Source organism: Pseudomonas sp. BJP69 (genome assembly GCF_007633355.1).
In the GTDB taxonomy this organism is placed as follows: Bacteria; Pseudomonadota; Gammaproteobacteria; order Pseudomonadales; family Pseudomonadaceae; genus Aquipseudomonas; species Aquipseudomonas juntendi.
Window position 1 is genome coordinate 5,061,070 of the sequence record NZ_CP041933.1, and the last position, 25,589, is coordinate 5,086,658.

General features: G+C 64.2%; 22 protein-coding genes. 12 read left to right on the top strand and 10 right to left on the bottom strand.

Translation table 11 applies throughout. The annotated features are described in order from the left end of the window. Positions 1-110: 110 nt before the first annotated feature. The 3 genes from FPB55_RS23650 to FPB55_RS23660 all read right to left on the bottom strand — a co-directional run bounded on the left by FPB55_RS23650 (position 111) and on the right by FPB55_RS23660 (position 3,399). The gene (locus tag FPB55_RS23650) at positions 111-689 is read right to left on the bottom strand and encodes a YceI family protein (RefSeq protein ID WP_009682831.1); all 579 of its coding nucleotides are present in this window, start codon (positions 687-689) and stop codon (positions 111-113) included. Positions 690-721: 32 nt separating this feature from the next. Then, entirely contained in the window at positions 722-1,273 is a 552-nt protein-coding gene (locus FPB55_RS23655) for a cytochrome b (protein ID WP_009682830.1), read from the bottom strand. 254 nt (positions 1,274-1,527) lie between these two features. Further along, the gene (locus FPB55_RS23660; protein ID WP_047149592.1) at positions 1,528-3,399 is read right to left on the bottom strand and encodes a flavin monoamine oxidase family protein; all 1,872 of its coding nucleotides are present in this window, start codon (positions 3,397-3,399) and stop codon (positions 1,528-1,530) included. 225 nt (positions 3,400-3,624) lie between these two features. Between FPB55_RS23660 and FPB55_RS23665 the strand changes: the two genes are divergently transcribed. Together FPB55_RS23665 and FPB55_RS23670 are read left to right on the top strand one after the other, a co-directional pair. Then, positions 3,625-5,031: an adenosylmethionine--8-amino-7-oxononanoate transaminase gene (locus FPB55_RS23665; RefSeq protein ID WP_029887358.1), complete on the top strand. Its 1,407-nt coding sequence runs from the start codon at positions 3,625-3,627 to the stop codon at positions 5,029-5,031. A 70-nt stretch (positions 5,032-5,101) separates the two neighbouring features. Next, on the top strand, positions 5,102-5,821 hold the full coding sequence (locus tag FPB55_RS23670) for a 16S rRNA (uracil(1498)-N(3))-methyltransferase (protein ID WP_144189445.1): 720 nt from the start codon (positions 5,102-5,104) through the stop codon (positions 5,819-5,821). Here the strand turns inward: FPB55_RS23670 and FPB55_RS23675 are convergent, their stop codons facing one another. From FPB55_RS23675 to FPB55_RS23705, 7 genes are all read right to left on the bottom strand, one after another. After that, positions 5,822-6,439 carry a hemolysin III family protein gene (locus tag FPB55_RS23675; RefSeq protein ID WP_054904973.1) on the bottom strand — a complete coding sequence of 206 codons (618 nt, stop codon included), beginning with the start codon at positions 6,437-6,439 and terminating at the stop codon, positions 5,822-5,824. Between the two features lie 116 nt (positions 6,440-6,555). Then, on the bottom strand, positions 6,556-7,017 hold the full coding sequence (locus FPB55_RS23680; protein ID WP_009682823.1) for a chemotaxis protein CheW: 462 nt from the start codon (positions 7,015-7,017) through the stop codon (positions 6,556-6,558). Continuing rightward, positions 7,010-11,959, bottom strand: coding sequence for an Hpt domain-containing protein (locus FPB55_RS23685; RefSeq protein ID WP_144189447.1), 4,950 nt, complete (start codon positions 11,957-11,959; stop codon positions 7,010-7,012). The genes FPB55_RS23680 and FPB55_RS23685 overlap by 8 nt, the downstream gene beginning before the upstream one ends. 48 nt (positions 11,960-12,007) lie before the next feature. Next, entirely contained in the window at positions 12,008-14,032 is a 2,025-nt protein-coding gene (locus tag FPB55_RS23690) for a methyl-accepting chemotaxis protein (RefSeq protein ID WP_223809682.1), read from the bottom strand. A 47-nt stretch (positions 14,033-14,079) separates the two neighbouring features. Next, positions 14,080-14,634, bottom strand: coding sequence for a chemotaxis protein CheW (locus tag FPB55_RS23695; RefSeq protein WP_009682820.1), 555 nt, complete (start codon positions 14,632-14,634; stop codon positions 14,080-14,082). After that, a complete protein-coding gene (gene pilH / locus FPB55_RS23700) occupies positions 14,631-14,996 on the bottom strand; it encodes a twitching motility response regulator PilH (RefSeq protein ID WP_009682819.1) in 366 nt (121 codons plus the stop codon). The genes FPB55_RS23695 and pilH overlap by 4 nt, the downstream gene beginning before the upstream one ends. 47 nt (positions 14,997-15,043) lie before the next feature. Next, complete coding sequence (locus FPB55_RS23705) at positions 15,044-15,445, bottom strand: response regulator (RefSeq protein ID WP_009682818.1); 402 nt, start codon at positions 15,443-15,445, stop codon at positions 15,044-15,046. Between the two features lie 242 nt (positions 15,446-15,687). Between FPB55_RS23705 and gshB the strand changes: the two genes are divergently transcribed. From gshB to hslU, 10 genes are all read left to right on the top strand, one after another. Next, on the top strand, positions 15,688-16,641 hold the full coding sequence (gene gshB, locus FPB55_RS23710; RefSeq protein ID WP_009682817.1) for a glutathione synthase: 954 nt from the start codon (positions 15,688-15,690) through the stop codon (positions 16,639-16,641). A 91-nt stretch (positions 16,642-16,732) separates the two neighbouring features. Beyond that, positions 16,733-17,638: an energy transducer TonB gene (locus FPB55_RS23715; RefSeq protein ID WP_029887365.1), complete on the top strand. Its 906-nt coding sequence runs from the start codon at positions 16,733-16,735 to the stop codon at positions 17,636-17,638. A 357-nt stretch (positions 17,639-17,995) separates the two neighbouring features. After that, complete coding sequence (locus FPB55_RS23720) at positions 17,996-18,565, top strand: YqgE/AlgH family protein (protein WP_009684472.1); 570 nt, start codon at positions 17,996-17,998, stop codon at positions 18,563-18,565. After that, entirely contained in the window at positions 18,565-18,990 is a 426-nt protein-coding gene (gene ruvX / locus FPB55_RS23725) for a Holliday junction resolvase RuvX (protein WP_003249316.1), read from the top strand. The genes FPB55_RS23720 and ruvX overlap by 1 nt, the downstream gene beginning before the upstream one ends. Before the next feature lie 49 nt (positions 18,991-19,039). Next, positions 19,040-19,558: a bifunctional pyr operon transcriptional regulator/uracil phosphoribosyltransferase PyrR gene (gene pyrR / locus FPB55_RS23730; protein ID WP_115294922.1), complete on the top strand. Its 519-nt coding sequence runs from the start codon at positions 19,040-19,042 to the stop codon at positions 19,556-19,558. A 12-nt stretch (positions 19,559-19,570) separates the two neighbouring features. Further along, positions 19,571-20,575 carry an aspartate carbamoyltransferase catalytic subunit gene (locus tag FPB55_RS23735; RefSeq protein WP_009684474.1) on the top strand — a complete coding sequence of 335 codons (1,005 nt, stop codon included), beginning with the start codon at positions 19,571-19,573 and terminating at the stop codon, positions 20,573-20,575. After that, positions 20,572-21,843, top strand: a complete 1,272-nt coding sequence (locus tag FPB55_RS23740; protein ID WP_144189449.1) for a dihydroorotase — start codon at positions 20,572-20,574, stop codon at positions 21,841-21,843. Before FPB55_RS23735 ends, FPB55_RS23740 begins: the two co-directional genes overlap by 4 nt. An 87-nt stretch (positions 21,844-21,930) precedes the next feature. Then, positions 21,931-23,291, top strand: a protein-coding gene (locus tag FPB55_RS23745; protein ID WP_225786126.1) for an IS3 family transposase whose coding sequence is annotated in 2 segments (ribosomal slippage) — positions 21,931-22,399 and positions 22,399-23,291 — 1,362 coding nt in all. Because the reading frame shifts where the segments join, the coding sequence is not laid out codon by codon here. A 207-nt stretch (positions 23,292-23,498) separates the two neighbouring features. After that, positions 23,499-24,029, top strand: a complete 531-nt coding sequence (gene hslV, locus FPB55_RS23750; RefSeq protein ID WP_009682353.1) for an ATP-dependent protease subunit HslV — start codon at positions 23,499-23,501, stop codon at positions 24,027-24,029. A 76-nt stretch (positions 24,030-24,105) separates the two neighbouring features. Then, positions 24,106-25,449, top strand: coding sequence for an ATP-dependent protease ATPase subunit HslU (gene hslU, locus FPB55_RS23755; protein ID WP_054913958.1), 1,344 nt, complete (start codon positions 24,106-24,108; stop codon positions 25,447-25,449). Positions 25,450-25,589 lie beyond the last annotated feature (140 nt).

Sequence of the window (25,589 nt, forward strand, 5' to 3'; positions counted from 1 at the left end):
CAAAACGTGTGGGAGCGGGCGTGCCCGCGAAGGGCTGCAAAGCAGCCCCAGTAACACTTAACTGACAGCCATTACCCGATGGGCGGCGTTTTTCAGGGGCAACGCAATACTTACTTCTGCTTCACGCCTTCGACACTGATATCCAGGTCCAGGGTTTGCGAAGCCGGGCCTGGGCCCTTGATGCCGAAGTCGTTCAGGTTCAGCGTGGTGGTCGCGTTGAAGCCTGCACGCTCCCCGCCCCATGGGTCTTTGCCTTCACCGTTGAAGGTTGCCTTGAAGGTGACCGGCTTGGTCACGCCGTGCATGGTCAGGTCGCCAGTCACGTCAGCGGTCTTGTCGCCAGTCGACTTCACACTGGTGGAGACGAACTTGGCGTCCGGGTATTTTTTCACGTCCAGGAAGTCAGCGCTGGCAATGTGCTTGTCACGCTCGGCGTGGTTCGACCACAGGCTGGCGGTTTTCAGGTCGACGCTGATCTTGCTGGCTTCAGGCTTGGCGCTGTCCCAAGTGAAGTTGCCGTCGAAGTCCTTGAAAGTACCGTGGATGAAGCTGTAGCCCAGGTGGCTGATTTTCCAGTCAACGAACGCGTGCTGGCCTTCCTTGTCGATCTTGTACTCGGCAGCCATAGCCTGGCCAGCAGAGAGCAGAGCGGTACCCAGCGCCAGAGCGGCAAAAGTCTTTTTCAACATCCTGTTCCTTCCTATGCAATTGAGGTTGAGGGTCAAGCTTTGCGGCCCAGCATGCGGGTCAGGGTCGCGTCACGGTCGATGAAATGGTGCTTGAGTGCAGCCAGGCCATGCAGCACGGCAAAAATCACCAAGCCCCAGGCCAGCCACAGGTGGATTACCCCTGCCACGTCTGCCTGGTCGGGCAGGTCACTGATCAACGCCGGCACTTCGAACAGGCCGAATACCGGAATGCCAACGCCGTCGGCAGTGGAAATCAGGTAGCCGGCGCCCATCACGGCAAACAACCCGAGATACAGCGCCAGATGGCCCAATTTGGCCGCCAGGCGGGTGAAGCTGCCATGGTTGGCCGGTGCCGGCGGTGGCGGGCTGATGAAACGCCAGAGTACACGCAGCAGCATTACCGCCAGCAGCACCAGGCCGATGCTCTTGTGCAGGTCCGGGCCGGCTTTGCGCCACGGGCTGTAGTAGTCGAGGCCGACCATCCACAGGCCCAGGCCGAACAGGCCGAAGACTGCCAGTGCCACGCCCCAGTGCAGGACGATGCTGACCACGCCGTAGCGGGAAGGTGAATTGCGCAGTTGCATGTTGACGTGTTTCCCCGTGAAAGCTGTGCACAGACTAACGCGTAACGTATCGAATAAAAGCGAAAAAAATTGCTTCGGATTATCGATAAATCCGATAGAAATTCTGAACGCTTCCCATTAAGGAAACATTAACGCCAACGGCTGTGAATGGGGTGGCCAGGGCCGGCCTCTACCAGGGCGCCCGCTCCCGCCAAGGACCACAGTGTCCGTTGCAGGAGCGGGGCTACCCACCTAGAGACCGGCACTGCGACCGATCAACCCGCCTTGGCCTGCGGGTTGGCGACAGGTTTCTTGGCCGGCTCCGACTTGGCGTTGGCCTTTTTGCTCTCGGCAGGCTTGGTCGCTGGCTTGTGCGCTGGCGCATGCTTGGCAGGGGCGGCCTTGGCCGCAGCAGGCTTGGCCGGCGCGGCCTTCACCGCCGGTGCAGGTGCTGGTGCTGGTGCTGGTGCTGCCTGGGGCGCTGGCGCAGGGGCAACGACCGGCGCCGCTTCGTCAGCCTTGGCTACCGGCTGGGCCTTGGCCTCTGGCGCGTCAGCGCCACCGAACAGGCGCTTGAAGAAGCCTGGCTTGTCTTGCTTGGCCTCATCGCCTGCCTTGGACTCAGCCTTGGCAGGTGCCTGCTCAGCCTTGCCCGCTTTGTCGGACGAGCCACCGAACAGGTTGGAGAAGAACCCGCCCTTACTCGCGGCAGCTGCCCCGGCACCGGCGGCGGCTGCCGCGACCGGCGCGGCCTTGACCGGGTCGAACGACTTGCCGGCCAGCAGGTCCTGGGCCTGGCTGGCGGCACGTTGGCCGCTGCGCAGGGCGCCTTCCAGGGTGCCCGGGTACAAGGCATCGGTGTGCTCACCGGCAAAGGTGATGCGCTGCACCGGGCGCTCCCACAGGCGCCAGAACTTGCTGATCTGGCCCGGCCCGTAGGCCAGGTAGGCACCGCCGGTACCGGCATCGACGCTATACCGCTTCACCTCGTAACCGGTGAACGCACCGCGCGCCTGCGGGTAGAAGGCATGCAGACGGATCAGCACCTGGTCGACCATCTGCTTGTCGCCGAAAGCCTGCAGCAGGCGGGCGTTGTCGCCGGACAGGTTGATCACCACGTTCGCCCCGCCCTTGAGCGCCGGCTCGATCCACAGCATGCCGAGACCGGCGTTGCTGAACACCTCGCCCGACATGCGCGCGCGGCTTTCCCAGACCGGCTTCTTGAACTTGAGCATCAGCTGGTCACGCCAGCCATAGTTGGTGCCCTTGAGCGCCGCCAGGTGCTGGCTGTCCAGCCCCGGGGTGATCTGGATCTTGGCCAGGGCGCGCAATGGCACGGCCATGACCAGGTAATCGGCCTGGTAACCGACACTGCCGACCTTGACGGTGACGCTGTCCTTGTCCTGAACGATGGCGGTGACCGGCGAGCTGGTCTTGATGGTCTTCAACTGCTTGACGAAGGCCTGGGCCAGCACCGGGCTGCCGCCAGGCAGGCGCGCGGCCCGCAGGTCACGGTCACTGACGTTGCGGTAAACACGGTTCTGCTGGGCGAAGTACAGCAGCGACAGGCGCGACGGTTCGTCGTAACGGGTGCGGATTTGCTGGTTGATCAGTTGCCGGGCGGTGGCCGGCAGTTGCAGCTTGTCCAGCCAGCTGGCGACGTTGATCTGGTCAAGGGCAAACAGCGTGCTGGTGGCCTGCGGATTGAGCGGGTCGTCGATCGAGCGGGCCAGGTCATCGAGGGTTTTCTCGTAACGCTTGAGTGCCTCGGCGGTGGCCGGCTGCTTGGTCGCCAGGTCGGTTGCGCTGAAGTACTCGCCGTCGATCAGGTAACCCGGGGTGCGCACGAACTCTGGCGCCGGCAGGGTCGTGAGCTTGAAGCGCTCAAGGTACTCATTGAGCACAGGTTGCGCCTTGGCGTTGCCGATCCACTCGCTGGTGGCCAGGCCAGAGCGCCCGCCCATGCTGGCCTTGGCCTCCAGCAGGGTCACCTGCCAGCCTTTGTTCTGCAGCTCATAGGCTGCCGTAAGGCCCGCCAGGCCACCGCCGACGACGATCGCCGTGGGTGTCTTGTCCTTCGCCAGCGCAGCGCCGCTGGACACACCAATCAATACCAACGCGCACAGGCGCACCCAAGCAGCAGCCATGTCGGCGAACTCCGAGTCAGAGGTTACAGGAACGAGGAGGGGCAGAAATGCCCCGAGCGAGATGCGTTAAGAATACGTCAGCCGTGCCGGCCCTGCCAGCGCAGTGATATCAAGTGCCCTTGGCAACTGACAATTTTACCTGCTGCCGCCCGGCGGTTGTCCTACCCTGCGGCATTGCTTAGGCTTACGCGGTCGAACCACGCCGCAAAGCCAGGAGAAGTGCCGATGGGCCTCAATGATCAGTGGATGCAACGTGACCTCAAGGTCCTGTGGCACCCCTGCACCCAGATGAAAGACCATGAGCAGCTGCCGCTGATCCCGATCAGGCGCGGTGAAGGCGTATGGCTCGAAGACTTCGAAGGCAAGCGTTACCTGGACGCGGTGAGCAGTTGGTGGGTCAATGTGTTCGGCCACGCCAACCCGCGCATCAACCAGCGCATCAAGGACCAGGTCGACCAGCTGGAACACGTGATCCTGGCCGGCTTCAGCCATCAGCCGGTGATCGAGCTGTCCGAGCGCCTGGTGGCCATGACCCCGGCCGGGCTTGACCGGGTGTTCTACGCCGACAACGGCTCATCGTGCATCGAAGTCGCGTTGAAGATGAGCTTCCACTACTGGCAGAACGTCGGCAAGCCAGGCAAGAAACGCTTCGTCACCCTGACCAACAGCTACCACGGCGAAACCATCGCCGCGATGTCGGTCGGCGATGTGCCGCTGTTCACCGAGACGTACCAGGCGCTGCTGCTCGATACCCTCAAGGTGCCGAGCCCGGACTGCTACCTGCGCCCCGAGGGCATGGGCTGGGAAGAGCATTCGCGCAACATGTTCGCCAGCATGGAACAGACCCTGGCCGAGCACCACGAAACCATTTCGGCAGTGATCGTCGAGCCGCTGATCCAGGGCGCCGGCGGCATGCGCATGTACCACCCGGTGTACCTCAAGCTGTTGCGCGAGGCCTGCGACCGCTACGACGTGCACCTGATTCACGACGAAATCGCGGTGGGCTTTGGCCGTACCGGCACGATGTTCGCCTGCGAGCAGGCCGGCATCCGCCCAGACTTCCTGTGCCTGTCCAAGGCCCTTACCGGCGGCTACCTGCCGCTGGCGGCCTGCCTGACCACCGACAAGGTGTACCAGGCCTTCTATGACGATTACCCGACCCTGCGGGCGTTCCTGCACTCGCACAGCTACACCGGCAACCCGCTGGCGTGCGCAGCGGCGCTGGCGACCCTGGACATCTTTGCCGAGGACAACGTGATCGAGGCCAACAAGGCCCTGGCCGCACGCATGGCCAGCGCCACCGCCCACCTGGCCGACCACGCCCACGTGGCCGAAATCCGCCAGACCGGCATGGCGCTGGCCATCGAGATGGTTCAGGACAAAGCGGGCAAGGTCGCCTACCCCTGGCAACAGCGGCGGGGCCTGAAGGTGTTCGAACACGCCTTGAGCCGCGGCGCGCTGTTGCGCCCGTTGGGCAGCGTGGTGTACTTCCTGCCGCCGTACGTGATCACCCCCGAGCAGATCGACTTCCTTGCCGAGGTCGCCAGCGAAGGCATCGACCTTGCCACCCGCGAGCGCATCAGCGTGGCGGTGCCGGCCAACTTCCACCCCGACTTCCGCGACCCGGGCTGATCGTGCAGCCCTTTCGCGACACAAGGCCGCTCCTACCCAGGGCGCGTTTCCCTTTGCCAACGAGCACTACATGAGACTGTCCCGCTTTTTCATCGATGCCCCCCTGAGCCTTGGCGAGCATGACCTGCCCGAGGCCCAGGCCCACTATATTGGCCGCGTCTTGCGCATGGCCCCCGGCGACGCCGTGCAGCTGTTTGATGGCAGCGGCCAGGAATACCGTGGCCATTTGCTTGAAGTCGGCAAGAAAACCGTACGCGTCAGCCTCCACCAGGCGTTTGCCGGCCAGGCCGATTCGCCTTTGCACATCCACCTTGGCCAAGGCCTGTCCCGCGGCGAGCGGATGGACTGGGCGATCCAGAAAGCCACCGAACTGGGCGCCAACGCCATCACGCCTATCGTCAGCGAGCGCTGCGAAGTGCGCCTCAAAGACGAGCGCGCCGACAAGCGCCTGGCGCACTGGCGCCAGGTGGCAATCAGCGCCTGCGAACAATGCGGCCGCTCCACCTTGCCGGCCATCAACCCACCCACCACCCTGGCCGAATGGCTGAGCAGCACCCAGGCTGAGCTGAAGCTGGTGCTGCACCCGGTGGCCGAGCCGCTCACGAGCCATGCCAGGCCCGCCACCCTGGCCTTCTTGATCGGCCCTGAAGGCGGCCTTGGCGACGCTGAAGTCGAACAGGCGCAAAGCGCAGGCTTCCAGGCCGCACGCCTCGGGCCGCGCGTGCTGCGCACCGAAACCGCACCGGTAGTGGCGCTGTCGGTGGCGCAGCAGTTGTGGGGCGACTTTTAACTAGCGCACGTAGAACGACACCGCCACAAAGTGCAAAAGGCTGCCGGCGATCACGAACAGGTGCCAGATACCGTGCGCGTGGCGCAGGCGGCTGTCGAGGGCGAAGAAGATGATGCCCACGGTATAGAACACTCCGCCGGCGGCGAGCCAGGCGAAGCCGGCGGTGCCCAGTGCTTGCAGCAGTGGGTTGACCGCCACCAGTACGATCCAGCCCATCACCGCGTAGATGATGATCGACAGGATCCGCGCTTCGGAGCGGGGCTTGATTTCCTGCAACATGCCGATCACTGCCAGCCCCCAGACCACGCCGAACAGGCTCCAGCCCCACGGGCCATGCAGGCTGACCAGGCAAAACGGTGTATAGCTGCCGGCAATCAGCAGGTAGATCGACAAGTGATCGAGCTTGCGCATGATCACCTTCGCCCGGCCGCGCGTGCTGTGGTAGAGGGTGGAGATGCTGTACAGCAACAGCAAGGTGCTGCCGTAGATGGAGAAACTGACGATCTTCCACGGGTCACCTTGCATACCCGCAACCACGATCAGCCAGATGGCACCGATGGTGGCCAGGATGGCACCGACCAGGTGCGTCCAGGCATTGAAGCGTTCACCGTAATACATGCAAACACAGACCTCTCTAGGAGCGGCTAGTTTCAAGCGGCAAGCTGCAAGCCGATCACGGTGAAACGAACACCGCCCTCAAGCTCGCAACCTCAAGTTTGAAACTTCAAGCGCTGCTATTGCAATTGCGCGTCACGCACCAGCCTTTCCAGCGCAACCAGGTCCGGCACCCGCGCCACTTGCTCGCCCACCTGCACTGCGGCCAACTCCAGCCGCCCCAGCGCCACGTCCACATAGTTGAGCTGGCTGTCGAGCTTGCAGGAACGCGGAATGTCCTGCAGCAGCAATGCCAGGTAGCGCAGGCCGGTGTCGCCCAAGGCATTGAGCACCACCACCCGCGCCCGCTCCCCGCACGGTGTTTCGCCACCGCAGGCAGCCTCGAAACCGATCAGCGGCAGGCGCTGCTGGCGCCAGTCGATCCAGCCCAGGTGCCAGGGCGGGTTGCCGCGCTGGCACAACAGGTTGCGTTGGCCGCTCAACTCGGCCACCGCCACGTTGGGTAGCACCAGGGTCCGGTCACCCAAGGGCAGCAACAACCCGGTCAGGCTGCTGCGCTGGCCGGCAATCAGTTCAAGCATGGGTCTGGCTCCACTGGGCGATACTTTGCAACAGCAACGACTCCTGGTACGGCTTGCCCAGGTATTCGTTCACGCCAATCGCCATGGCCCGGTCGCGGTGCTTCTGCCCGGTACGCGAGGTGATCATGATGATCGGCAGGTCTTTGAGCCGCTCATCACGGCGGATACGCGTAGCGACTTCGAAGCCGTCCATGCGCGGCATCTCGATGTCCAGCAGCAGCACATCGGGGCGGTGCTCCTGCAGCAACGCCATGGCATCGACACCGTCCTTGGCCGTGAGCACGCTCATGCCGTGGCGTTCCAGCAGGCGGCTGGTGACCTTGCGCACCGTGACCGAGTCGTCCACCACCATCACCAGCAAGGCGCGGCGCGGTACCGGGCCGGGCAACTGGCGCGGGTTGGCGCCCCCGGGCAGGCGCGCCAACCTGCGCTGCTGGCCACGCAGCTGGCCCAGCAGGTCGAGAATCAGCACGACCCGCCCATCGCCCAGCAACGTCGCCCCGGAAAGCCCGGCAACGGCGGCAAATTGCGGCCCCAGGCTTTTCACCACGATCTCGCGGCTGGGTGACAAGGCATCGGCCTGGATCGCGAACGACTGCTCCTTGGAATGCACCAGCAGTACCGGCAGCGGCACACTTTGCCCCAGCAAGCTCGGGCGCGGCATGCCTTGCAGCAATTCGCCCAGGTAGCGCAACTCGTATTCGTGGCCGGCATACACATAGCGTGGCGTGTCCAGCTGGTAGCACGCCGCCAGCTCGGCCGGCGGCACGCGGACGATGCCCTCGATGGTATTGAGCGGGATGGCGTACTGTTCCTCGCCCAGGTGCACCATCAAGGCGCGGTTGATCGACACCGTGAACGGCAGGCGAATCAGGAACCGCGCGCCTTTGCCCTGGGCCGACTCGATGCTCATCGAACCGCCCAGCTGCTTGACCTCCTCGTGCACCACGTCCATGCCCAGGCCACGCCCGGAGATCTGGGTAATTTTCTCGGCGGTGGAAAAGCCGGGGCGCAGGATGAACTGCAGGATCTCGTGGTCGCTCAAGTGCGCTTGCGGGTCCAGCAAGCCGCGTTTGATCGCCTTGCGCCGTACGGCCTCCAGTGGCACGCCGGCACCGTCGTCGGTCATTTCGATGACGATATCGGCGCCTTCGTGCAGCAAGTTCAGGTGGATGGTACCCAGCTCCGGCTTGCCCGCTGCCAGGCGCATTTCGCGGCTTTCCAGGCCATGGTCCACGGCGTTGCGCAGCATGTGCTCCAGCGGCGCCACCATGCGTTCGAGCACGCTGCGGTCCAGTTCGCCCTCGGCGTTGCCGACCACCAGCTCCACTTGCTTGCCCAGCTCGCTGGCCACCTGGCGCACCACCCGTTGCAAACGCGGTACAAGGCGTTCGAAAGGCACCATCAGGGTGGCGGTCAGGCCCTCCTGCAACTGGCTGTTCACCCGCGCCTGTTGCTGCAGCAGGCTGTACGCCTCCTGGGCGCGCTGGGCCAGGGTTTCCTTCAGGTCGAGCAGGTCCGAGGCAGACTCGAACAGTGCCCGCGACAGCTGCTGCAACTGCGAATGGCGGTCCAGCTCCAGGGGGTCGAAATCGTCGTAGGCATCGCCCTCGAACGGCTGGCGGCTGGAGATCCGCCCCTGGGTCTCGCTATCCAGGCGCAACAACTGGTCGCGCATGCGCTCAAGGGTGGTTTCCATTTCGTTGAGGGCAAACTGCGCATCGTTGACCTGCTGCTCGATGCGCCCACGGATGATCGAGTGCTCACCTGCCAGGTTGCCCAGGTCGTCGAGCAGTTCGGCATCGACCTTGACCATGTCGCCGGCGGCGCGCTCGGGTGCCGCTGCCGGCACTTCGGCAGCGCTGGCATCTTGCGGCCCCTGGCCTGCGGCACTGTCGGTCAGTGCCGCGCTGCTGAAATTGCGTATGTAGTCGATCAGCGCCGTGGCCGCGTGCAGCGGCTGCCCCAGGCGCACGGCGTCGAGCATTTGGGCCAGGCGATCGTGGCAGTTCTGCAGCAAGGCGAACAACGGTGCACTGGGTGGCAGGCGGCCGGCGGCGAGCAGTTCGTAGAGAAACTCAAGCTCATGGGCAAGGTCGCCGATTGGGGTGATTTCGACCATGCGCGCCACGCCCTTGAGGGTGTGCAGGTCGCGCATCAGGTTGTCCACCTCGACGCTGCTGCGCGGGTCGGCTTGCCAGCGGGCCAGGGCTGCAGCGGCGCTTTCGACGATGTCCGAGCTTTCTTCGAGGAATACCTCCAACAACTCCTCGCCAGGGCTTTCGGCCTCCTCGACCTGGGGCTCGGCCACTTCCGGCGGCAGTGACGGGCGTGGCAAGCCCAGGCCCAAGGCGTCGGTCAGGTCCATGTCCGGGTGCAGCGGGGTGACCGCGTCGATACCCACCAGGCCGGTGGCATCCGGGGCCAGCGCCTGGTCCAGCAGCGCACGCAGGCGCTCGACCAGTTCCGGGCGCGGCGCTACATCCTGGCCGGCCGCCACTTCATCGAGCATGTCCATCAGGGCTTCATGGGCACCCTGGGCCAGGGCGAAAAAACCTGCTTCGGCAGCCAGGCTGCCCTCCTCCACGGCACCATAGAGGTCGAGCAGGGCCTCGCACAGGTCATCCATTGGGCAAAGGTCGGCCAGGTGCGCGGCATGGCCCAGCGTGGTCATTTCATCCAGCAGGGTGTCCAGCGCATCGCGTTGGCCGGGCTGCTGCTGCCAACGCGACAGCAACGATTCGGCGTTGAGCAGGGTATCCATCGCTTGCGCGAGGAAACTGGCCACCCACTGCGGGTCATGCCTGCCGCGCCGCTGCTGCTGAGGGTCGGCGTGCAGGCTGGCCAGCCGCTCGTCCACTGCCTGGCCAACCCGCTCGATCAGGTCCGAGGCCCCGGCAATGGGGGCAAGCGGGGTGCTGTCCAGTTGTGCCAGGCCCAGCTGGAACAACGCCCGGGCAGCCTCAAGCCACTCGACTTCAGCCATCTGCAGCAGTAACTGGTGGACCTTGTATTCGCGTACCAGGCGGTCGAAGGCCGTGGCCAGTTCGGCAAGCGGCATCACCCCGGCCATGGCGGCGCTGCCCTTGAGCGTGTGCAAGGCACGTTGCAGGTCATCGCTGACCGGCGTGTCATGGCCGCCGGCACCCTGCAGGAAGGCGTCGAGACTGGCCAGGTGGCCTTGCGCTTCGCTGCGGAAGATGTCCAGCAACTGCGGGTCGAGGCCATCGAGGTCGGCGACCGCGGGTGGGTCGTTTTCAGCCAGGCCATGCAGATGCCCAGCCAGTCGTTCGATGTCACTCAGCTGCGGTGACTGGCCTGCGGCAAAGTCGGCCAGCAGGTCTGGCAACTGCACGAACGCTTGCTGCAGCGCCACCACGCCCTGGGCGCTGAGCGCCCTGCGGCCTTCGATTACACGGTTCAACAGGTGTTCGGCGCCCCACGCCAGTTCGGCCACGGCTTCGGCATGGACCATACGCCCACTGCCCTTGAGCGTGTGCAAGGCGCGCCGAACATCGCCCAGTGCTGCCATCTGCTGGTTATCGGCACGCCAGCGCAGCCAGTGCCGCTCGATTTCCGGTAACAGCTCACCGGCCTCTTCGAGGAACACCTCGCGCAGCTCATCATCGATGCCATCGCTGCTGTCATCGGCGCCTTCAGTGGCGGCGGGTTGCGTACACTGCACCCCAAGCGCAGCCAGGCTGGCCCGTGCGGTGTCGATAAACGGCTGGCCATCGGCCAGCGGATCTGCGACACGCCATTGCAGATAACACTCGGCCGCGCTCAGGGCCTGCGCCAGGTGAGCCAGCTCATCGGCCGGCGGCTCCGCTTCCAGGTGTTGCAGCCAACCCTGCACATAGCCGGCACACCCCCCAAACAGCTCGGCCACCGCAGGCAGCATCAACATGGCCAGTGCCCCGCGAACCTGCTGCAACAACCCCGGCAGGGGTTGCAGGCGCTGCCGCGGCCAGCCGGACTCCAGGCAATCGCCAATCAGGTCCTTGGCCTGCTGCAGCACATTCAGCGACTCGTTCAGCACCAACTGGCGAATCTCGGCCAGGTCCGAGCCAGCCAGGCCGCCCTGGCCGTTTTCCTCCAGCGGGCCGACCATGCCGTTGAGGGTAGCCTCCACGTACAGCAGCGCACCTGCCACATCCATCAGCACCGCATCGTCAACGGCACGCGCCCCTTCGGCCAGCGCCTGCAAGGCCAGCACCTGGTCGATGATCACCCGCCGTGGCTGCTGAAAGCCCAGCACGGCGAGGGTATCGGCGACATGCCGCAGGGGCGCCAGCAAAGCGTCAAGCTGTTCACGGTGCTCACGGTCGCCCCGCACGAACTGGTCAAGCCGCTCCTTGATGCGCATCAGGTCGTCGCACAGCGCGGTCACTACCGAGCGCAAGGCGTCCCGGCCCGGCCCGGCCTGCAGCTGTTCACGCCAATTGCCCAGCGACAGATCGAGGTTGGCCAGGTCATCGGCACCGGCGAAGCGGTGCGCCGTGCCGCTGATCAGGCTGGCCTGGGCCAGCGGCTCGACACCCCGGCAGGCGCGCAACTGGTTGAGCAACGGCAGCATCACCAATGGCAGGTCATGGCGCGCGCCACGCAAGCGTTCAAGGTACGCCGGCAATTGCTCGAGGCCGCGGAACAATGCGCCCAGGCAATCCCCGCGCGGGCTGACCTGACCATCGGCCAAGGCCTTGGCGAACAGCTCCAGCTCCTCGGCCAGCCGTGTTGCACCGCGCAATTCGAGCATACGCAGGCAACCATGCACCTGGTGCAGGTTGTCGACCACGAAGGCCAGCATCGACAGCTCGCCCGGCTCGCCGGCAAAGCGCTCCAGCGCCTGGCGGGCCTGGCCCAGGCAATCGAGGATGGCGGCCTTGGTCCAGGCCAGCGCCACGGTATCGTGGCGCTCGGGGCTTAGTGCTGCTACAGCCATGGGCACTCCTCAGCGCGGCATATCAGTACGGCTCATCACAAGGCCGGTTCACTTGGGCTCGGCAGGTGGTGGCAAGGTGAAGCCAGACACCGAACGGCGCATCTCGCTGGCCATGCGCGCCAGGTGGCGAATACTGTCGGCGGTCGCACCAGAACCGGCGGAAGTCTGCGCAGTGATCTGCTGGATCACCGCCATGGTGTGGGAAATCTGCCCGGCCGAAGAGGTCTGCAACTGCGCGGCGTCGGAAATGCTGTGGATAAGGTCGGCAAGGTTCTGCGACACCCCTTCGATCTCGGCCAGCGCCACCCCGGCATCCTGGGCCAGGCGGGCACCGCGCACCACCTCGGCGGTGGTTTGCTCCATGGATATGACGGCTTCGTTGGTGTCGGCCTGGATGGTGCGCACCAACGCCTCGATCTGGCGGGTGGCCGACGACGAGCGCTCGGCCAGGCGCTGCACTTCGTCGGCGACCACGGCAAAGCCGCGCCCGGCTTCGCCCGCCAGCGAGGCCTGGATTGCCGCGTTCAGGGCAAGGATATTGGTCTGGTCGGCGATATCGTCGATCAGGCTGACGATATCGCCGATTTCCTGGGACGACTCGCCCAGCCGCTTGATGCGCTTGGCGGTGTCCTGAATCTGCTCGCGAATGTTGTCCATGCCGTTGATGGTGTTGTGCACCACCTCGTTGCCCTTGTTGGCGATGGCCACCGACCGCTCGGCAACCTTGGCAGATTCATAGGCATGTGCGGAAACCCGGTCGATCGACTCGACCATGTCGCCCACCGCCTCGGACGCCTCGCTGATCTGCTCAGCCTGCTGCTCGGAGGCCTTGGCCAGCTGCCGCGCGGTGTTCTGCGTATCCTGCACGGCGGCGGCAACCTGCACCGCACTGTGGTTGATGGTAGCGACCAGGTCACGCAGCTGGTCGACCGAATAGTTGATCGAGTCGGCAATGGCGCCGGTGAAGTCTTCGGTGACCGAAACCGTCACCGTCAGGTCGCCATCGGCCAGCTCTTCGATTTCATCGAGCAGGCGCATGATTGCCTGTTGGTTGCGTTCGTTCTTTTCTGCCGTCTCGCGCAGCTGGCGGTTGGTGGTACGCACCATCACCAGGCCGATGAGGATGATCGAAGCCAGGGCCAGCAGGCCCAGGGCGTAGCCACCCACGGTATCGAGGGTGCGCCCGCCGGCCAGGTTTTCAAAACCGTTGGCCAGGTGCGAGGCCTCGTCGAGCAGGGTTTGCGACAGGCTGAAGATATTGCCCGCCGCCTCGCGCACCCGGAACAGCTCTGGGGAGGTTTCGAGAATTTCGTCCACCGAACCGGCAACGAACTGGAACAGCTCGGCAATTTCGGCCAACCGGGCACGGGCGTCGGCATCTGCAACTCGGGTTACCTGGATGCCCGCATCGCCGTTGAGCATCCCTTGCAGCACCTGGCCGAAACGCCCGGCATCACGCCCGAATGCATCGGCCGCCTGGGCTGCCGCGTCATCACCGGCCAGCACGGTGTTGACCGAGCCGAGGATCCGCTCGGCCAGCAACAATTGGCGCTGGGCCACCGCCACCTGGTTGGCCGGGGCGCCGCTCTGCAGCAGGATCTCGACGACCTTTTCGTACTCCACCTGCAGTTGCGGCACGGTTTCGGCCAGTGTCGCCGCCACCTGGTGCAGCGACAGCACCGTCTGTTCAGTGGCCAGGATGGTATCGGTGTTCTTGCGCAGGTTTTCCCAGTCACGCCGCACCGCTTCCATTTCATCACGCACGGCGGGCGGCGCCGGCGGCAGGCCGGTGGCCTTGTCACCTTGGCGCAGGTAGCCCCAGCGCCGCTCGAAATCGTTGCGCGCATCCGACAGCAACTTGAACGCCAACGCCTTGCCTGCAGCGGCTTCGGTGGCGTTCTTGGCGATGCGTTGTGACAGCACGCGCAACTCGCCGGCATGGCCGATGTACTGCTTGTCGTAGTTGGACTGGGTGTTCAGGTAAGCGAAATTGGCGAACAGCAGGATGATCGACAGGATCAGGATCAGGAACAGCACGGTGATCTGCGCGATGCTACGGGTACGCGGGGTCACGGTGGTGGCCGTGACGGGGGCGGCGGGTGTGTTCACGTTCGCAGGTCCTATAGCGCCACATCGAGAAAGCCCGGCGCCTGGGCCAGGGCGAAGGGGCTGAAGATCGCCCAATTGCGTTCACGCGGGAAGTGCCCTTGCACAAAGCGCGCAGCAGCCCGAATCAACGGCTGTGGCGGGGACAGTTGCAGGCTGTCGAGGGTAAAGTGCTGCAAACCGAGCACTTCGTCCACCAGCAGGCCGACGAACAGGTCGTCGTGGTCCACCACCAGCACCCGGCGCTGCTTGCCCGGGGCGGCGTGGCCCAGGCCAAAGAAGCTGCTCAGGTCCATTACCGGCAACAACCGGCCACGCAGGTTGGCCACGCCGCAGACCCATGGCTGCACCCCCGGTACCCGGCTGCTACGCGGCTCGCGCAGCACCTCGGCCACCTCGCCCATGGGCGCGACGAACCATTGCCCGGCGGTGCGAAAGCCAATGCCACTCCACTCTTGCAGGCGGTTGTCTTGCGGCGGCTGGTCAGCGACCAGCAAACGGCAGCGCCGGTCGATGTCCAGCAACAACTCGAAGGCGGTCAGTGACGCGCCCTGCGGGCGGGTGGTCAAGCCCCCAGCACTTCTTTGAGCTTGGCGATCAGCGCCTCTTCGCCCACCGGTTTGGTGAGGAAGTCGCGGGCGCCCTGGCGGGTGGCCCAGATGCGGTCGGTCTCCTGGTCCTTGGTGGTGACCACGATCACCGGAATGGCACTGGTTTCCGGGTCTTTGCTGAGCTGGCGGGTGGCCTGGAAGCCGTTCATGCCCGGCATGACGATGTCCATCAGCACGGCGTCCGGCTTTTCCTGCCGGGCCAGTGCCACGCCGTCGGCACCGTTGTTGGCCTTGAGCACCTCGTGGCCATTCTTTTCAAGAAACTGGGTCAAACTCGTCATCTCTGTCGGCGAGTCGTCGACAATCAGAACTCGGGCCATGCTGTTACCCCATCAGGAAAGTAGAACCGTGCCATGGCGGGGCGCGGTCAGGGTGCTTGTGGTTCAGGTGCCGCAAACCCGGGCACATGGGCACGGATTGCGTCGAGCAGTTCTTCCTTGCTGAACGGCTTGGTCAGAAACTGATCAGAGCCGACTACCCGGCCGCGGGCCTTGTCGAACAGCCCGTCGCGCGACGACAACAGGATCACCGGGGTGTCCTTGAAGGCGCTGTTGTGCTTGATGATGGCGCAGGTCTGGTAGCCGTCCAGGCGCGGCATCAACACGTCGACGAAGATGATGCCGGGGCGGTGATCGACGATCTTGGCCAGGGCATCGAAGCCATCGCTGGCGGTGATCACCTCGCAGCCGGCTTCACCGAGCAACATCTGCGCAGTGCGGCGGATCGTGCGCGAGTCGTCGATCACCATCACCTTCAGGGGTTGTTCCATAGACGCCTACCCGTGGGAATTGAGCTGCAAGTTGCAAGCGGCAAGTTACAACAAAAGCCCAGCCGGCACGCGGCTGCTTTTCTCTTGAGGCTTGGAGCCAAGGGCTTGCAGCTGCATTTTTAACACACTCCGGGTGGCCGTTCCATCTGCGCCGCCCCTTGACCAGCGGCGTTCACAGCGCCACCCTGAGCCACTTTTCTTTCGACCCATCGCGGCAACGCGCCGCCAAGAGGAACCACCCCATGAGCGTTCGCCTCGGCATTGTCATGGACCCGATCGCGTCCATCTCCTACAAAAAGGACAGCTCGCTGGCCATGCTGCTGGCCGCCCAGGCACGCGGCTGGAGCCTGTTCTACATGGAGCAGCGCGACCTGTACCAGGGCGAAGGCAAAGCCCGTGCGCGCATGCGCCCACTGAACGTTTTCGCCGACCCGGCCCGCTGGTTCGAGCTGGGCGAAGAACAGGACAGCCCCCTGGCCGAGCTGGACGTGATCCTGATGCGCAAGGACCCGCCGTTCGACATGGAGTTCGTCTACAGCACCTACCTGCTGGAGCAAGCCGAGAACGATGGCGTGCTGGTGGTCAACCGCCCGCAAAGCCTGCGTGACTGCAACGAAAAACTGTTCGCCACGCTGTTCCCACAGTGCACGCCACCGACGCTGGTCAGCCGCCGCCCGGACATCATCCGCGAGTTTGCCGCCAAGCATGGTGACGTGATCCTCAAACCGCTGGATGGCATGGGCGGCACGTCGATCTTCCGCCACCGGGTGGGCGACCCGAACCTGTCGGTGATCCTCGAAACCCTGACCGCGCTGGGTGCCCAGCAGATCATGGCACAGGCCTACCTGCCGGCGATCAAGGACGGCGACAAGCGCATCCTGATGATCGACGGCGAGCCGGTCGACTACTGCCTGGCGCGCATTCCGGCCAGCGGCGAAACCCGTGGCAACCTGGCTGCCGGTGGCCGCGGCGAGGCGCGCCCGCTGAGCGACCGGGACCGCTGGATTGCCGCCCAGGTGGGGCCAACCCTGCGCGAGAAAGGCCTGTTGTTCGTGGGCCTCGACGTGATCGGCGATTACCTCACCGAGATCAACGTCACCAGCCCGACCTGCATTCGCGAAATCGACAACGCCTACAACACCGATATCGGCGGCAAGCTGATGGATGCCATTGATCGCCAGTTGCAGGCGCGCTGACCGCCGACGCACGGCATTTACCCGGAGTGGGGTATGATGCGGGTCCCATTTGCCTGGCCTGCTGCCCCGCCCTGCGGTTGCTGGATACCCGATGACGCTGCCCGCTGATATCCCTTCCGACCTGCTGCCCCCACGCGTTCGCCCAGTGGACCGGCTCGGTTTCACGCTGTTCCTGGCTGCGCTGGTGCACCTGGCGCTGATCCTCGGCGTCGGTTTCACCGTGGTCAAGCCTGCCGAAATCCGCCATACCATGGACATTACCCTGGCCACCTTCAAAAGCGAAAAACCGCCGGAGAAAGCTGATTTTCAGGCCCAGGACAACCAGCAAGGCAGCGGCACCCTGGACAAGAAGGCGGTGCCCAAGACCACCGAACTGGCGCCGTTCCAGGACAGCAAGATCAACAAGATCACCCCCCCGCCGGCAGCCAAGCCGGAAGTGGTGCCGCCACCAACCCCGCAGAAGTCGGCGGTGGTGACCACCGCGCCCAAGGCGCACAAGGTCGAGCCCAAGCCCAAACCGAGCAAGGCCCAACCCAAGCCAGCCGCGCCCGCCCCGGACTTCGACAGCTCGCAGCTGTCCAGCCAGATCGCCAGCCTGGAGGCAGAGCTGTCCAACGAACAGCAACTGTACGCCAAGCGCCCGCGCATCCACCGCCTGAACGCTGCCTCGACCATGCGCGACAAGGGCGCCTGGTACAAGGAAGAGTGGCGCAAGAAAGTCGAGCGGGTGGGCAACCTCAACTACCCCGACGAGGCGCGCCGGCAGCAGATCTACGGCAACCTGCGCATGATGGTCTCGATCAACCGCGACGGCTCGCTGTACGAAGTGCTGGTACTGGAGTCGTCCGGGCAGCCGGTGCTGGACCAGGCAGCGCAGCGTATCGTGCGGCTGGCGGCGCCGTTCGCACCGTTTACCGGGGACCTGGCCGAATTCGACCGCCTGGAGATCATCCGCACCTGGCGCTTTGCCCGTGGGGACCGTTTGTCCAGTAACTGAGTTATGCCTTGGGTTCAGGGCTTGCGATATGCGGTGGCGCGGATATCGAGCGCCGCCCGCGCGGCGCATCGCGAGCTGCGCTCGCTCCTACGTTTGTTTCGGGCCAGTCATGCCTGTGATGGCGGCGCGCGACCGCCTTGTCTGTACCCTTCGATAGTGAGCCATGCGCCAAGACGGTCGCGCGCGATGGGCACAGGATTTATTGGCCCGAAACAAACGTAGGAGCGAGCGCAGCTCGCGATGCGCCGCGCGGGCGGCGCTCGATCTCACAACCAACAAAACCCTCAAGACACTGACCAACCAAACGACACAAAGCGGACCTTGTCAGCCCCGCCACCTGGCGCCACACTATCCCCCATGAAAACCCTCGCCCCGAGCTACCTCAAGCATCAGTTCCTGATCGCCATGCCGCACATGGCCGATCCGAACTTCGCCCAGACCCTCACGTACATTGTCGAGCACAACGCCCATGGCGCCATGGGCCTGGTGGTGAATCGGCCGCAGGAACTGAGCCTGGCCGATATTCTCGAGCAATTGCGCCCGGACGAAACGCCGCCGGACAGCACTTTGCAGGTGCCGATCTACCAGGGCGGCCCGGTGCAGACCGACCGTGGCTTCGTGCTGCACAGCAGCGAGTGCAGCTTCCAGGCGAGCGTGGCGCTGGAAGGGCTGACGCTGAGCACGTCGCAAGACATCCTGCTGGCCATTGCCGCCGGGGTCGGCCCCAAGCAAAGCCTGATCACGCTCGGCTATGCCGGCTGGGAAGCCGGCCAGCTGGAAGCGGAGCTGGCCGACAATGCCTGGCTCAACTGCCCGTTCGACCCGCAAATCATCTTTGAAATGGCCAGTGACCTGCGCCTGGAGGCCGCCGCCGCCAGCCTGGGCATCAACCTGCACCTGCTGACCAGCCAGGCGGGCCACGCCTGATGGCCGAACTACGCCTGCTGCTGGGTTTCGACTATGGCAGCAAACAGATCGGTGTGGCCGTCGGCCAGGTCATCACCGGCCAGGCCCGCGAGCTGTGCACGCTGAAGGCGCAGAACGGCGTGCCGGACTGGGCCCAGGTGGAAAAGCTGATTGCCGAATGGAAGCCGGACGCCATCGTCGTCGGCCTGCCATTGAACATGGACGGCACGCCCAGCGAAATGAGCGCCCGCGCCGAAAAATTTGCCCGCCGCCTCAATGGCCGCTTCAACCTGCCCGTGCACACCCACGACGAGCGCCTGACCACCTTCGAGGCCAAAGGCGAGCGCATGGCCCGTGGCGGCCAGCGCGGCAGCTACCGCGACAACCCGGTCGATGCCATCGCCGCGGCCCTGTTGCTGCAAGGCTGGCTGGAGGCCAATACCTGATCATCTTTGCCGCCGGCCATGCCCGGCGCACCCTTCCGAGGAGCCCGCAATGAGCCTACCCAACCCCGCCGAGCTGGTCCGGCAGATGGCTGTCGACCTTCGCGCCCACCTGGCCCGCCGCAGCATCAGCGGGCCGCGTTACATCGGTATTCGTACAGGTGGTGTCTGGGTTGCCCAGGCCCTGCAGGAGGCCATGGGCGACGAGAGTGCCATGGGTACCCTGGACGTCTCGTTCTACCGCGATGACTTCAGCCAGAATGGCCTGCACCCGCAGGTACGCCCGTCCGAGCTGCCGTTCGAAGTCGAAGGCCAGCACCTGGTGCTGGTGGATGACGTGCTGATGAGCGGCCGCACCATCCGCGCGGCGCTCAACGAACTGTTCGATTATGGCCGCCCGGCCAGCGTCACCCTGGTCTGCCTGGTGGACCTGGATGCCGGCGAACTGCCAATCCGCCCGAATGTGGTCGGCGCCACCCTGTCGCTGGCCCCCGATGAACGGGTAAAATTGACCGGGCCCGCACCGCTCGCCCTCGAGCGCCAGGACCTCGCCCCCGCTTCCGCCCTTTAAGAGTCCCCCGCGATGACGCCAATCGACGCCAAGCGCCCGCTGCAGCTCAATGACCAGGGCCAGCTGCGCCACTTCCTCTCGCTTGACGGTTTGCCCCGCGAACTGCTCACCGAGATCCTCGACACCGCCGACTCCTTCCTGGAAGTCGGTGCCCGGGCCGTGAAAAAAGTCCCTTTGCTGCGCGGCAAGACCGTGTGCAACGTGTTCTTCGAGAACTCGACCCGTACCCGCACCACCTTCGAGCTGGCAGCCCAGCGCCTGTCTGCCGACGTGATCAGCCTGAATGTGTCGACGTCCTCGACCAGCAAGGGCGAGACCTTGTTCGACACCCTGCGCAACCTCGAAGCCATGGCCGCCGACATGTTCGTTGTGCGCCACTCCGACTCGGGGGCTGCGCATTTCATCGCCGAGCACGTGTGCCCGCACGTTGCCGTGATCAACGGTGGTGACGGCCGCCATGCGCACCCGACCCAGGGCATGCTCGACATGCTGACCATCCGTCGCCACAAGGGCAGTTTCGAGAACCTGTCGGTAGCGATCGTCGGCGATATCCTGCACTCGCGGGTAGCCCGCTCCGACATGCTGGCGCTCAAGGCCCTGGGTTGCCCGGACATTCGCGTGATCGGGCCGAAAACCCTGATCCCGGTCGGTATCGAGCAGTACGGCGTGAAGGTCTATACCGACCTCGCCGAGGGCCTGAAGGATGTCGACGTGGTGATCATGCTGCGCCTGCAGCGTGAGCGCATGGCCGGTGGCCTGCTGCCCAGCGAAGGCGAGTTCTACCGCCTGTTCGGCCTGACCACCGCCCGCCTGGCCGGGGCCAAGCCGGATGCCATCGTCATGCACCCAGGCCCGATCAACCGAGGCGTGGAGATTGAGTCGGCGGTGGCCGACGGCAAGCATTCGGTGATCCTCAACCAGGTTACCTACGGCATCGCTGTACGCATGGCAGTGCTGTCCATGGCCATGAGCGGGCAAAACGCGCAACGTCAATTCGACCAGGAGAACGCCCAGTGACCATCAGCATTCTTGGCGCCCGGGTCATCGACCCCAACAGCGGCCTGGACCAGGTCACCGACCTGCACCTGGACGGTGGCCGCATTGCTGCCATCGGCGCCGCCCCGGCCGGTTTCAGCGCCAGCCGCACGATCCAGGCGCAAGGCCTGGTTGCAGCGCCTGGCCTGGTCGACCTTGGCGTGTCCCTGCGCGAACCGGGCTTTAGCCGCAAAGGCAACATCGCCAGCGAAACCCGCGCAGCCGTGGCCGGCGGCGTGACCAGCCTGTGCTGCCCACCGCAAACCAAGCCGGTGCTGGACACCTCGGCCGTGGCCGAGCTGATTCTCGACCGTGCCCGCGAAGCGGCCAACAGCAAGGTCTACCCGATCGGCGCCCTGACCAAGGGCCTGGATGGCGAGCAACTGGCGGAACTGGTGGCCCTGCGTGACACCGGCTGCGTGGCATTCGGCAACGGCCTGAAGGAAATCCCCAACAACCGTACCCTGGCCCGCGCCCTGGAGTATGCCGCCACCTTCGACCTGACGGTGGTGTTCCATTCCCAGGACCGCGACCTGGCCCAGGGCGGCCTGGCCCACGAAGGCGCCATGGCCAGTTTCCTTGGCTTGCCGGGCATTCCGGAAAGTGCCGAAACCGTGGCCTTGGCGCGCAACCTGCTGCTGGTCGAGCAGAGCGGCGTGCGCGCGCACTTCAGCCAGATCACCAGCGCCCGTGGCGCGCGGCTGATCGCCCAGGCCCAGGCACTTGGCCTGCCGGTAACCGCTGACGTGGCGCTGTACCAGCTGATTCTCACCGACGAGTCGCTGCGCGAGTTCTCCAGCCTGTACCACGTGCAGCCACCGCTGCGTACTGCTGCTGACCGTGACGGCCTGCGTGAAGCGGTCAAGTCTGGCGTGATCCAGGCGATTTCCAGCCACCACCAGCCGCACGAACGCGATGCCAAGCTGGCCCCTTTCGGTGCTACCGAACCGGGTATCAGCAGCGTCGAGTTGCTGCTGCCGCTGGCCATGACCCTGGTGCAGGACGGCCTGCTCGACCTGCCCACCCTGCTCGCCCGCCTGAGCAGCGGCCCGGCTGCCGCCCTGCGCCTGCCTGCCGGTGAGTTGAAAGCAGGCGGCGCGGCCGACCTGGTGCTGTTCGACCCGCAAGCCTCGTCCGTTGCCGGCGAGCAATGGCTGTCGCGGGGTGAGAACTGCCCGTTCATCGGCCACTGCCTGCCGGGTGCGGTGCGTTATACCTTGGTCGATGGGCACGTTTGCCATGAGGCCTGAGTAACCCTTTTCGCGGGCACGCCCGCTCCCACAGGGTGGACTGCCCCCAAGAAGTTGGACACCAATCCAATTTCTTGGGGTGTCCATATGAGCAAGTACTCAGACCAATTCAAGCTTACCGCCGTTCATGCCTACCTGGAGGGTGGTGAAGGTTTCCGAAAAGTAGCCCAGCGACTTGCAGTGGACTTCAGCCTGCTGCGGCGCTGGGTCTCCAGCTTCCAGAAACATGGCCAGTTCAGTCTGCGTAAACCAGGCCAGCGGTACAGTGCGACCTATAAGCGCTCAGTCCTTGAGTACATGCACAAGCATCAGCTTTCCTTGCGCCAGACCGCCGCCCATTTCGGTCTTGGTCAGTCTTCGCAGATAGGCATTTGGGCGCGGCAGTACTACAGTGGAAGTCCGGCTTCGCCTGCTCCCAAGAGAAGAAAACCTGCTGCCATGTCGAAAAAGCCTTACCCCATCAAACCCACAACCTCTGATGACACCGATAAAAGCCGCGACCAGTTGCTGGCTGAGCTTGAATGGCTGCGCATGGAGAACGCTTACCTAAAAAAGCTGGAAGAGTTGAAGAAGCAGGAGCGAAGGCAGCTCAAAAAACCCTGATCGTGTCTGCGCTCAAGGACAGGTTTCCCTTGGCCGCTGTTCTGGAGTTGGCGGATCTGCCGCGCAGTACGTTCTATTACCAGCTTCAAGCGCAGGCCAAACCTGATAAGCATGCTGCTCTGAAGCAGATGATTCAGCGTGTCTATCACGAGGAAAAAGGGCTTTACGGTTACCGGCGCGTTGCGATCGTGATCCGCAATGGCGGGACCTTGGTTAACAAAAAAGTGGTGGAGCGTTTGATGATCGAGCTTGATCTTCGCTCACTCGTGCGGCCGAAAAAATATCGGTCGTACAAGGGTGTCGTCGGCACCATCGCGCCCAACCTGCTGGAGCGAAACTTTATCGCGCAGCGCCCGAATCAGAAGTGGGTGACCGATGTGACCGAGTTCAAAGTGGCTCAGGAAAAAGTCTACCTCTCCCCCGTGATGGACTTGTACAACGCCGAAATTGTGGCCTACGAAGTGGCCAGCAGGCCATGCCTTGGGCTGGTCACCAACATGCTGGGCAAGGCCTTCAAGCGCCTGGGAAACAAGCCGAAACTGGTACTCCACTCGGATCAAGGCTGGCACTACCAACACTCGCAGTACCGCCACAAGCTGGCCGAGCAAGGGGTGAAGCAGAGCATGTCACGTAAAGGAAACTGCTTGGATAATGCGGCTATGGAGAGCTTTTTTGGTACGCTTAAGTCCGAATTTTTCTACCCGCAGCGCTTCAAGAGCGTTGAAGAACTGAAAGCCGGTCTGGATGAGTACATCCACTACTACAACCATGACCGCATCAAGCTAAAGCTCAATGGCATGAGCCCTGTGAAATACAGGGCTCATGCTGCAGGGGCTGCTAGCTGAAACTGTCCAACTTATTGGGGGCAGTCCAGGGTTACCACATGCTTCGAGATTGTGGTGATCCTGTGGGAGCGGGCATGCCCGCGAATGCCCTCACACCGCGCCCCCGGCCTGGCGCGACCATTCATCCCCCACGGTTGAAATCCTTCCCCCCACCCCCATATGAGTCTGCATCAGGCACTTTCGCCCCGCTGCGTGGAGACTCTCCCCTTGACCACCATCGTTTCTGTCCGCCGTAACGGCAAAGTCGTCATGGGCGGCGACGGCCAGGTATCCCTCGGCAACACGGTAATGAAAGGCAACGCCAAGAAAGTGCGCCGCCTGTACCACGGCCAGGTCATCGCCGGTTTCGCCGGTGCCACCGCCGACGCTTTCACCCTGTTCGAGCGCTTTGAAGGGCAGCTGGAGAAACACCAGGGCCACCTGATCCGTGCCGCCGTCGAGCTGGCCAAGGAATGGCGTACCGACCGTTCCCTGAGCCGCCTGGAAGCCATGCTGGCCGTGGCCAACAAGGATGCCTCGCTGATCATCACCGGCAACGGCGACGTGGTCGAACCCGAAGATGGCCTGATCGCCATGGGTTCCGGTGGTGCCTACGCCCAGGCTGCCGCCCGCGCACTGCTGAACAAGACCGACCTCTCGGCCCGTGAAATCGCCGAGACCGCCCTGAACATCGCCGGCGACATCTGCGTGTTCACCAACCATAACCTGACCATCGAGGAGCAGGACCTGGCCGACTGACTCAGCTGTTCTGGCGCCCCATCCCGGTGATGGGGCTTTTCCACGCTGACTCATCTGCCCAAGGACCCAATTGATCATGTCCATGACCCCCCGCGAGATCGTCCACGAACTCAACCGCCACATCATCGGCCAGGACGACGCCAAGCGCGCCGTGGCCATTGCCCTGCGCAACCGCTGGCGGCGGATGCAGCTGCCGGCTGAGCTGCGCGCCGAAGTGACGCCGAAGAACATCCTGATGATCGGCCCGACCGGTGTCGGCAAGACCGAAATCGCCCGCCGCCTGGCCAAGCTGGCCAACGCCCCGTTCCTCAAGGTCGAAGCCACCAAGTTCACCGAGGTCGGCTACGTCGGCCGTGACGTCGAGTCGATCATCCGCGACCTGGCCGATGCCGCACTGAAGATGCTGCGCGAGCAGGAGATCATCCGCGTGCGCCACCGCGCCGAAGACGCCGCCGAAGACCGTATCCTCGATGCCCTGCTGCCACAGGCGCGGGTGACCAGCTTCAGCGAGGAAGCCGCGCAGACCAGTAGCGACTCCAACACCCGCCAGCTGTTCCGCAAGCGCCTGCGCGAAGGCCAGCTGGATGACAAGGAAATCGAGATCGAAGTCGCCGATGCCGTAGGTGTCGAAATTGCCGCGCCGCCCGGCATGGAAGAAATGACCAACCAGCTGCAAAGCCTGTTCGCCAACATGGGCAAGGGCAAGCGCAAGGCGCGCAAGCTGAAGGTCAAAGAAGCGCTGAAGATGGTCCGCGATGAAGAAGCGGGCCGCCTGGTCAACGAGGAAGAGCTCAAGGCCAAGGCCCTGGAAGCGGTCGAGCAGCACGGTATCGTGTTCATCGACGAAATCGACAAGGTCGCCAAGCGCGGCAATGTGGGCGGTGCCGATGTGTCCCGTGAAGGCGTGCAGCGCGACCTGCTGCCGCTGATCGAAGGCTGCACCGTCAACACCAAGCTGGGTATGGTCAAGACCGACCACATCCTGTTCATTGCCTCGGGCGCGTTCCACCTGAGCAAGCCCAGCGACCTGGTACCCGAGCTGCAAGGCCGCCTGCCGATCCGTGTAGAGCTCAAGGCACTGACCCCGGAAGACTTCGAGCGTATTCTGCGCGAGCCGCACGCGTCGTTGACCGAACAGTACCAGGCGCTGCTGAAAACCGAAGGCCTGAACATCGAGTTCGTCGCCGACGGCATCAAGCGCCTGGCCGAAATTGCCTATCAGGTCAACGAGAAGACCGAGAACATCGGTGCCCGTCGCCTGCATACCCTGCTGGAGCGCCTGCTTGAAGAGGTGTCGTTCAGTGCCGGTGACCTGGCCAGCGCCCATGACGAAACGCCGATCCAGATCGACGCGGCCTATGTGAACAGCCACCTGGGTGAGCTGGCGCAGAACGAAGACCTGTCGCGTTACATCCTGTAAGCGGCAAGCTGCAAGCGACGAGCTGTTCGACGTCGCTTGCAGTACCGCAAAACATGGCCGTTACATGTCTTGGCCATCTCCTCTTGCAGCTTGAGGCTCGAAGCTTGAAGCTTGAGTCTTGTCGCCAAGAAGAGATTCAG

Excerpts from the sequence above, each read along its gene's own strand:
- FPB55_RS23650 (WP_009682831.1), bottom strand. The coding sequence starts at position 689 with ATGTTGAAAAAGACTTTTGCCGCTCTGGCGCTGGGTACCGCTCTGCTC.
- FPB55_RS23655 (WP_009682830.1), bottom strand. The coding sequence starts at position 1,273 with ATGCAACTGCGCAATTCACCTTCCCGCTACGGCGTGGTCAGCATCGTC.
- FPB55_RS23660 (WP_047149592.1), bottom strand. The coding sequence starts at position 3,399 with ATGGCTGCTGCTTGGGTGCGCCTGTGCGCGTTGGTATTGATTGGTGTG.
- FPB55_RS23665 (WP_029887358.1), top strand. The coding sequence starts at position 3,625 with ATGGGCCTCAATGATCAGTGGATGCAACGTGACCTCAAGGTCCTGTGG.
- FPB55_RS23670 (WP_144189445.1), top strand. The coding sequence starts at position 5,102 with ATGAGACTGTCCCGCTTTTTCATCGATGCCCCCCTGAGCCTTGGCGAG.
- FPB55_RS23675 (WP_054904973.1), bottom strand. The coding sequence starts at position 6,439 with ATGTATTACGGTGAACGCTTCAATGCCTGGACGCACCTGGTCGGTGCC.
- FPB55_RS23680 (WP_009682823.1), bottom strand. The coding sequence starts at position 7,017 with ATGCTTGAACTGATTGCCGGCCAGCGCAGCAGCCTGACCGGGTTGTTG.
- FPB55_RS23685 (WP_144189447.1), bottom strand. The coding sequence starts at position 11,959 with ATGGCTGTAGCAGCACTAAGCCCCGAGCGCCACGATACCGTGGCGCTG.
- pilH (WP_009682819.1), bottom strand. The coding sequence starts at position 14,996 with ATGGCCCGAGTTCTGATTGTCGACGACTCGCCGACAGAGATGACGAGT.
- FPB55_RS23705 (WP_009682818.1), bottom strand. The coding sequence starts at position 15,445 with ATGGAACAACCCCTGAAGGTGATGGTGATCGACGACTCGCGCACGATC.
- gshB (WP_009682817.1), top strand. The coding sequence starts at position 15,688 with ATGAGCGTTCGCCTCGGCATTGTCATGGACCCGATCGCGTCCATCTCC.
- FPB55_RS23715 (WP_029887365.1), top strand. The coding sequence starts at position 16,733 with ATGACGCTGCCCGCTGATATCCCTTCCGACCTGCTGCCCCCACGCGTT.
- FPB55_RS23720 (WP_009684472.1), top strand. The coding sequence starts at position 17,996 with ATGAAAACCCTCGCCCCGAGCTACCTCAAGCATCAGTTCCTGATCGCC.
- ruvX (WP_003249316.1), top strand. The coding sequence starts at position 18,565 with ATGGCCGAACTACGCCTGCTGCTGGGTTTCGACTATGGCAGCAAACAG.
- pyrR (WP_115294922.1), top strand. The coding sequence starts at position 19,040 with ATGAGCCTACCCAACCCCGCCGAGCTGGTCCGGCAGATGGCTGTCGAC.
- FPB55_RS23735 (WP_009684474.1), top strand. The coding sequence starts at position 19,571 with ATGACGCCAATCGACGCCAAGCGCCCGCTGCAGCTCAATGACCAGGGC.
- hslU (WP_054913958.1), top strand. The coding sequence starts at position 24,106 with ATGTCCATGACCCCCCGCGAGATCGTCCACGAACTCAACCGCCACATC.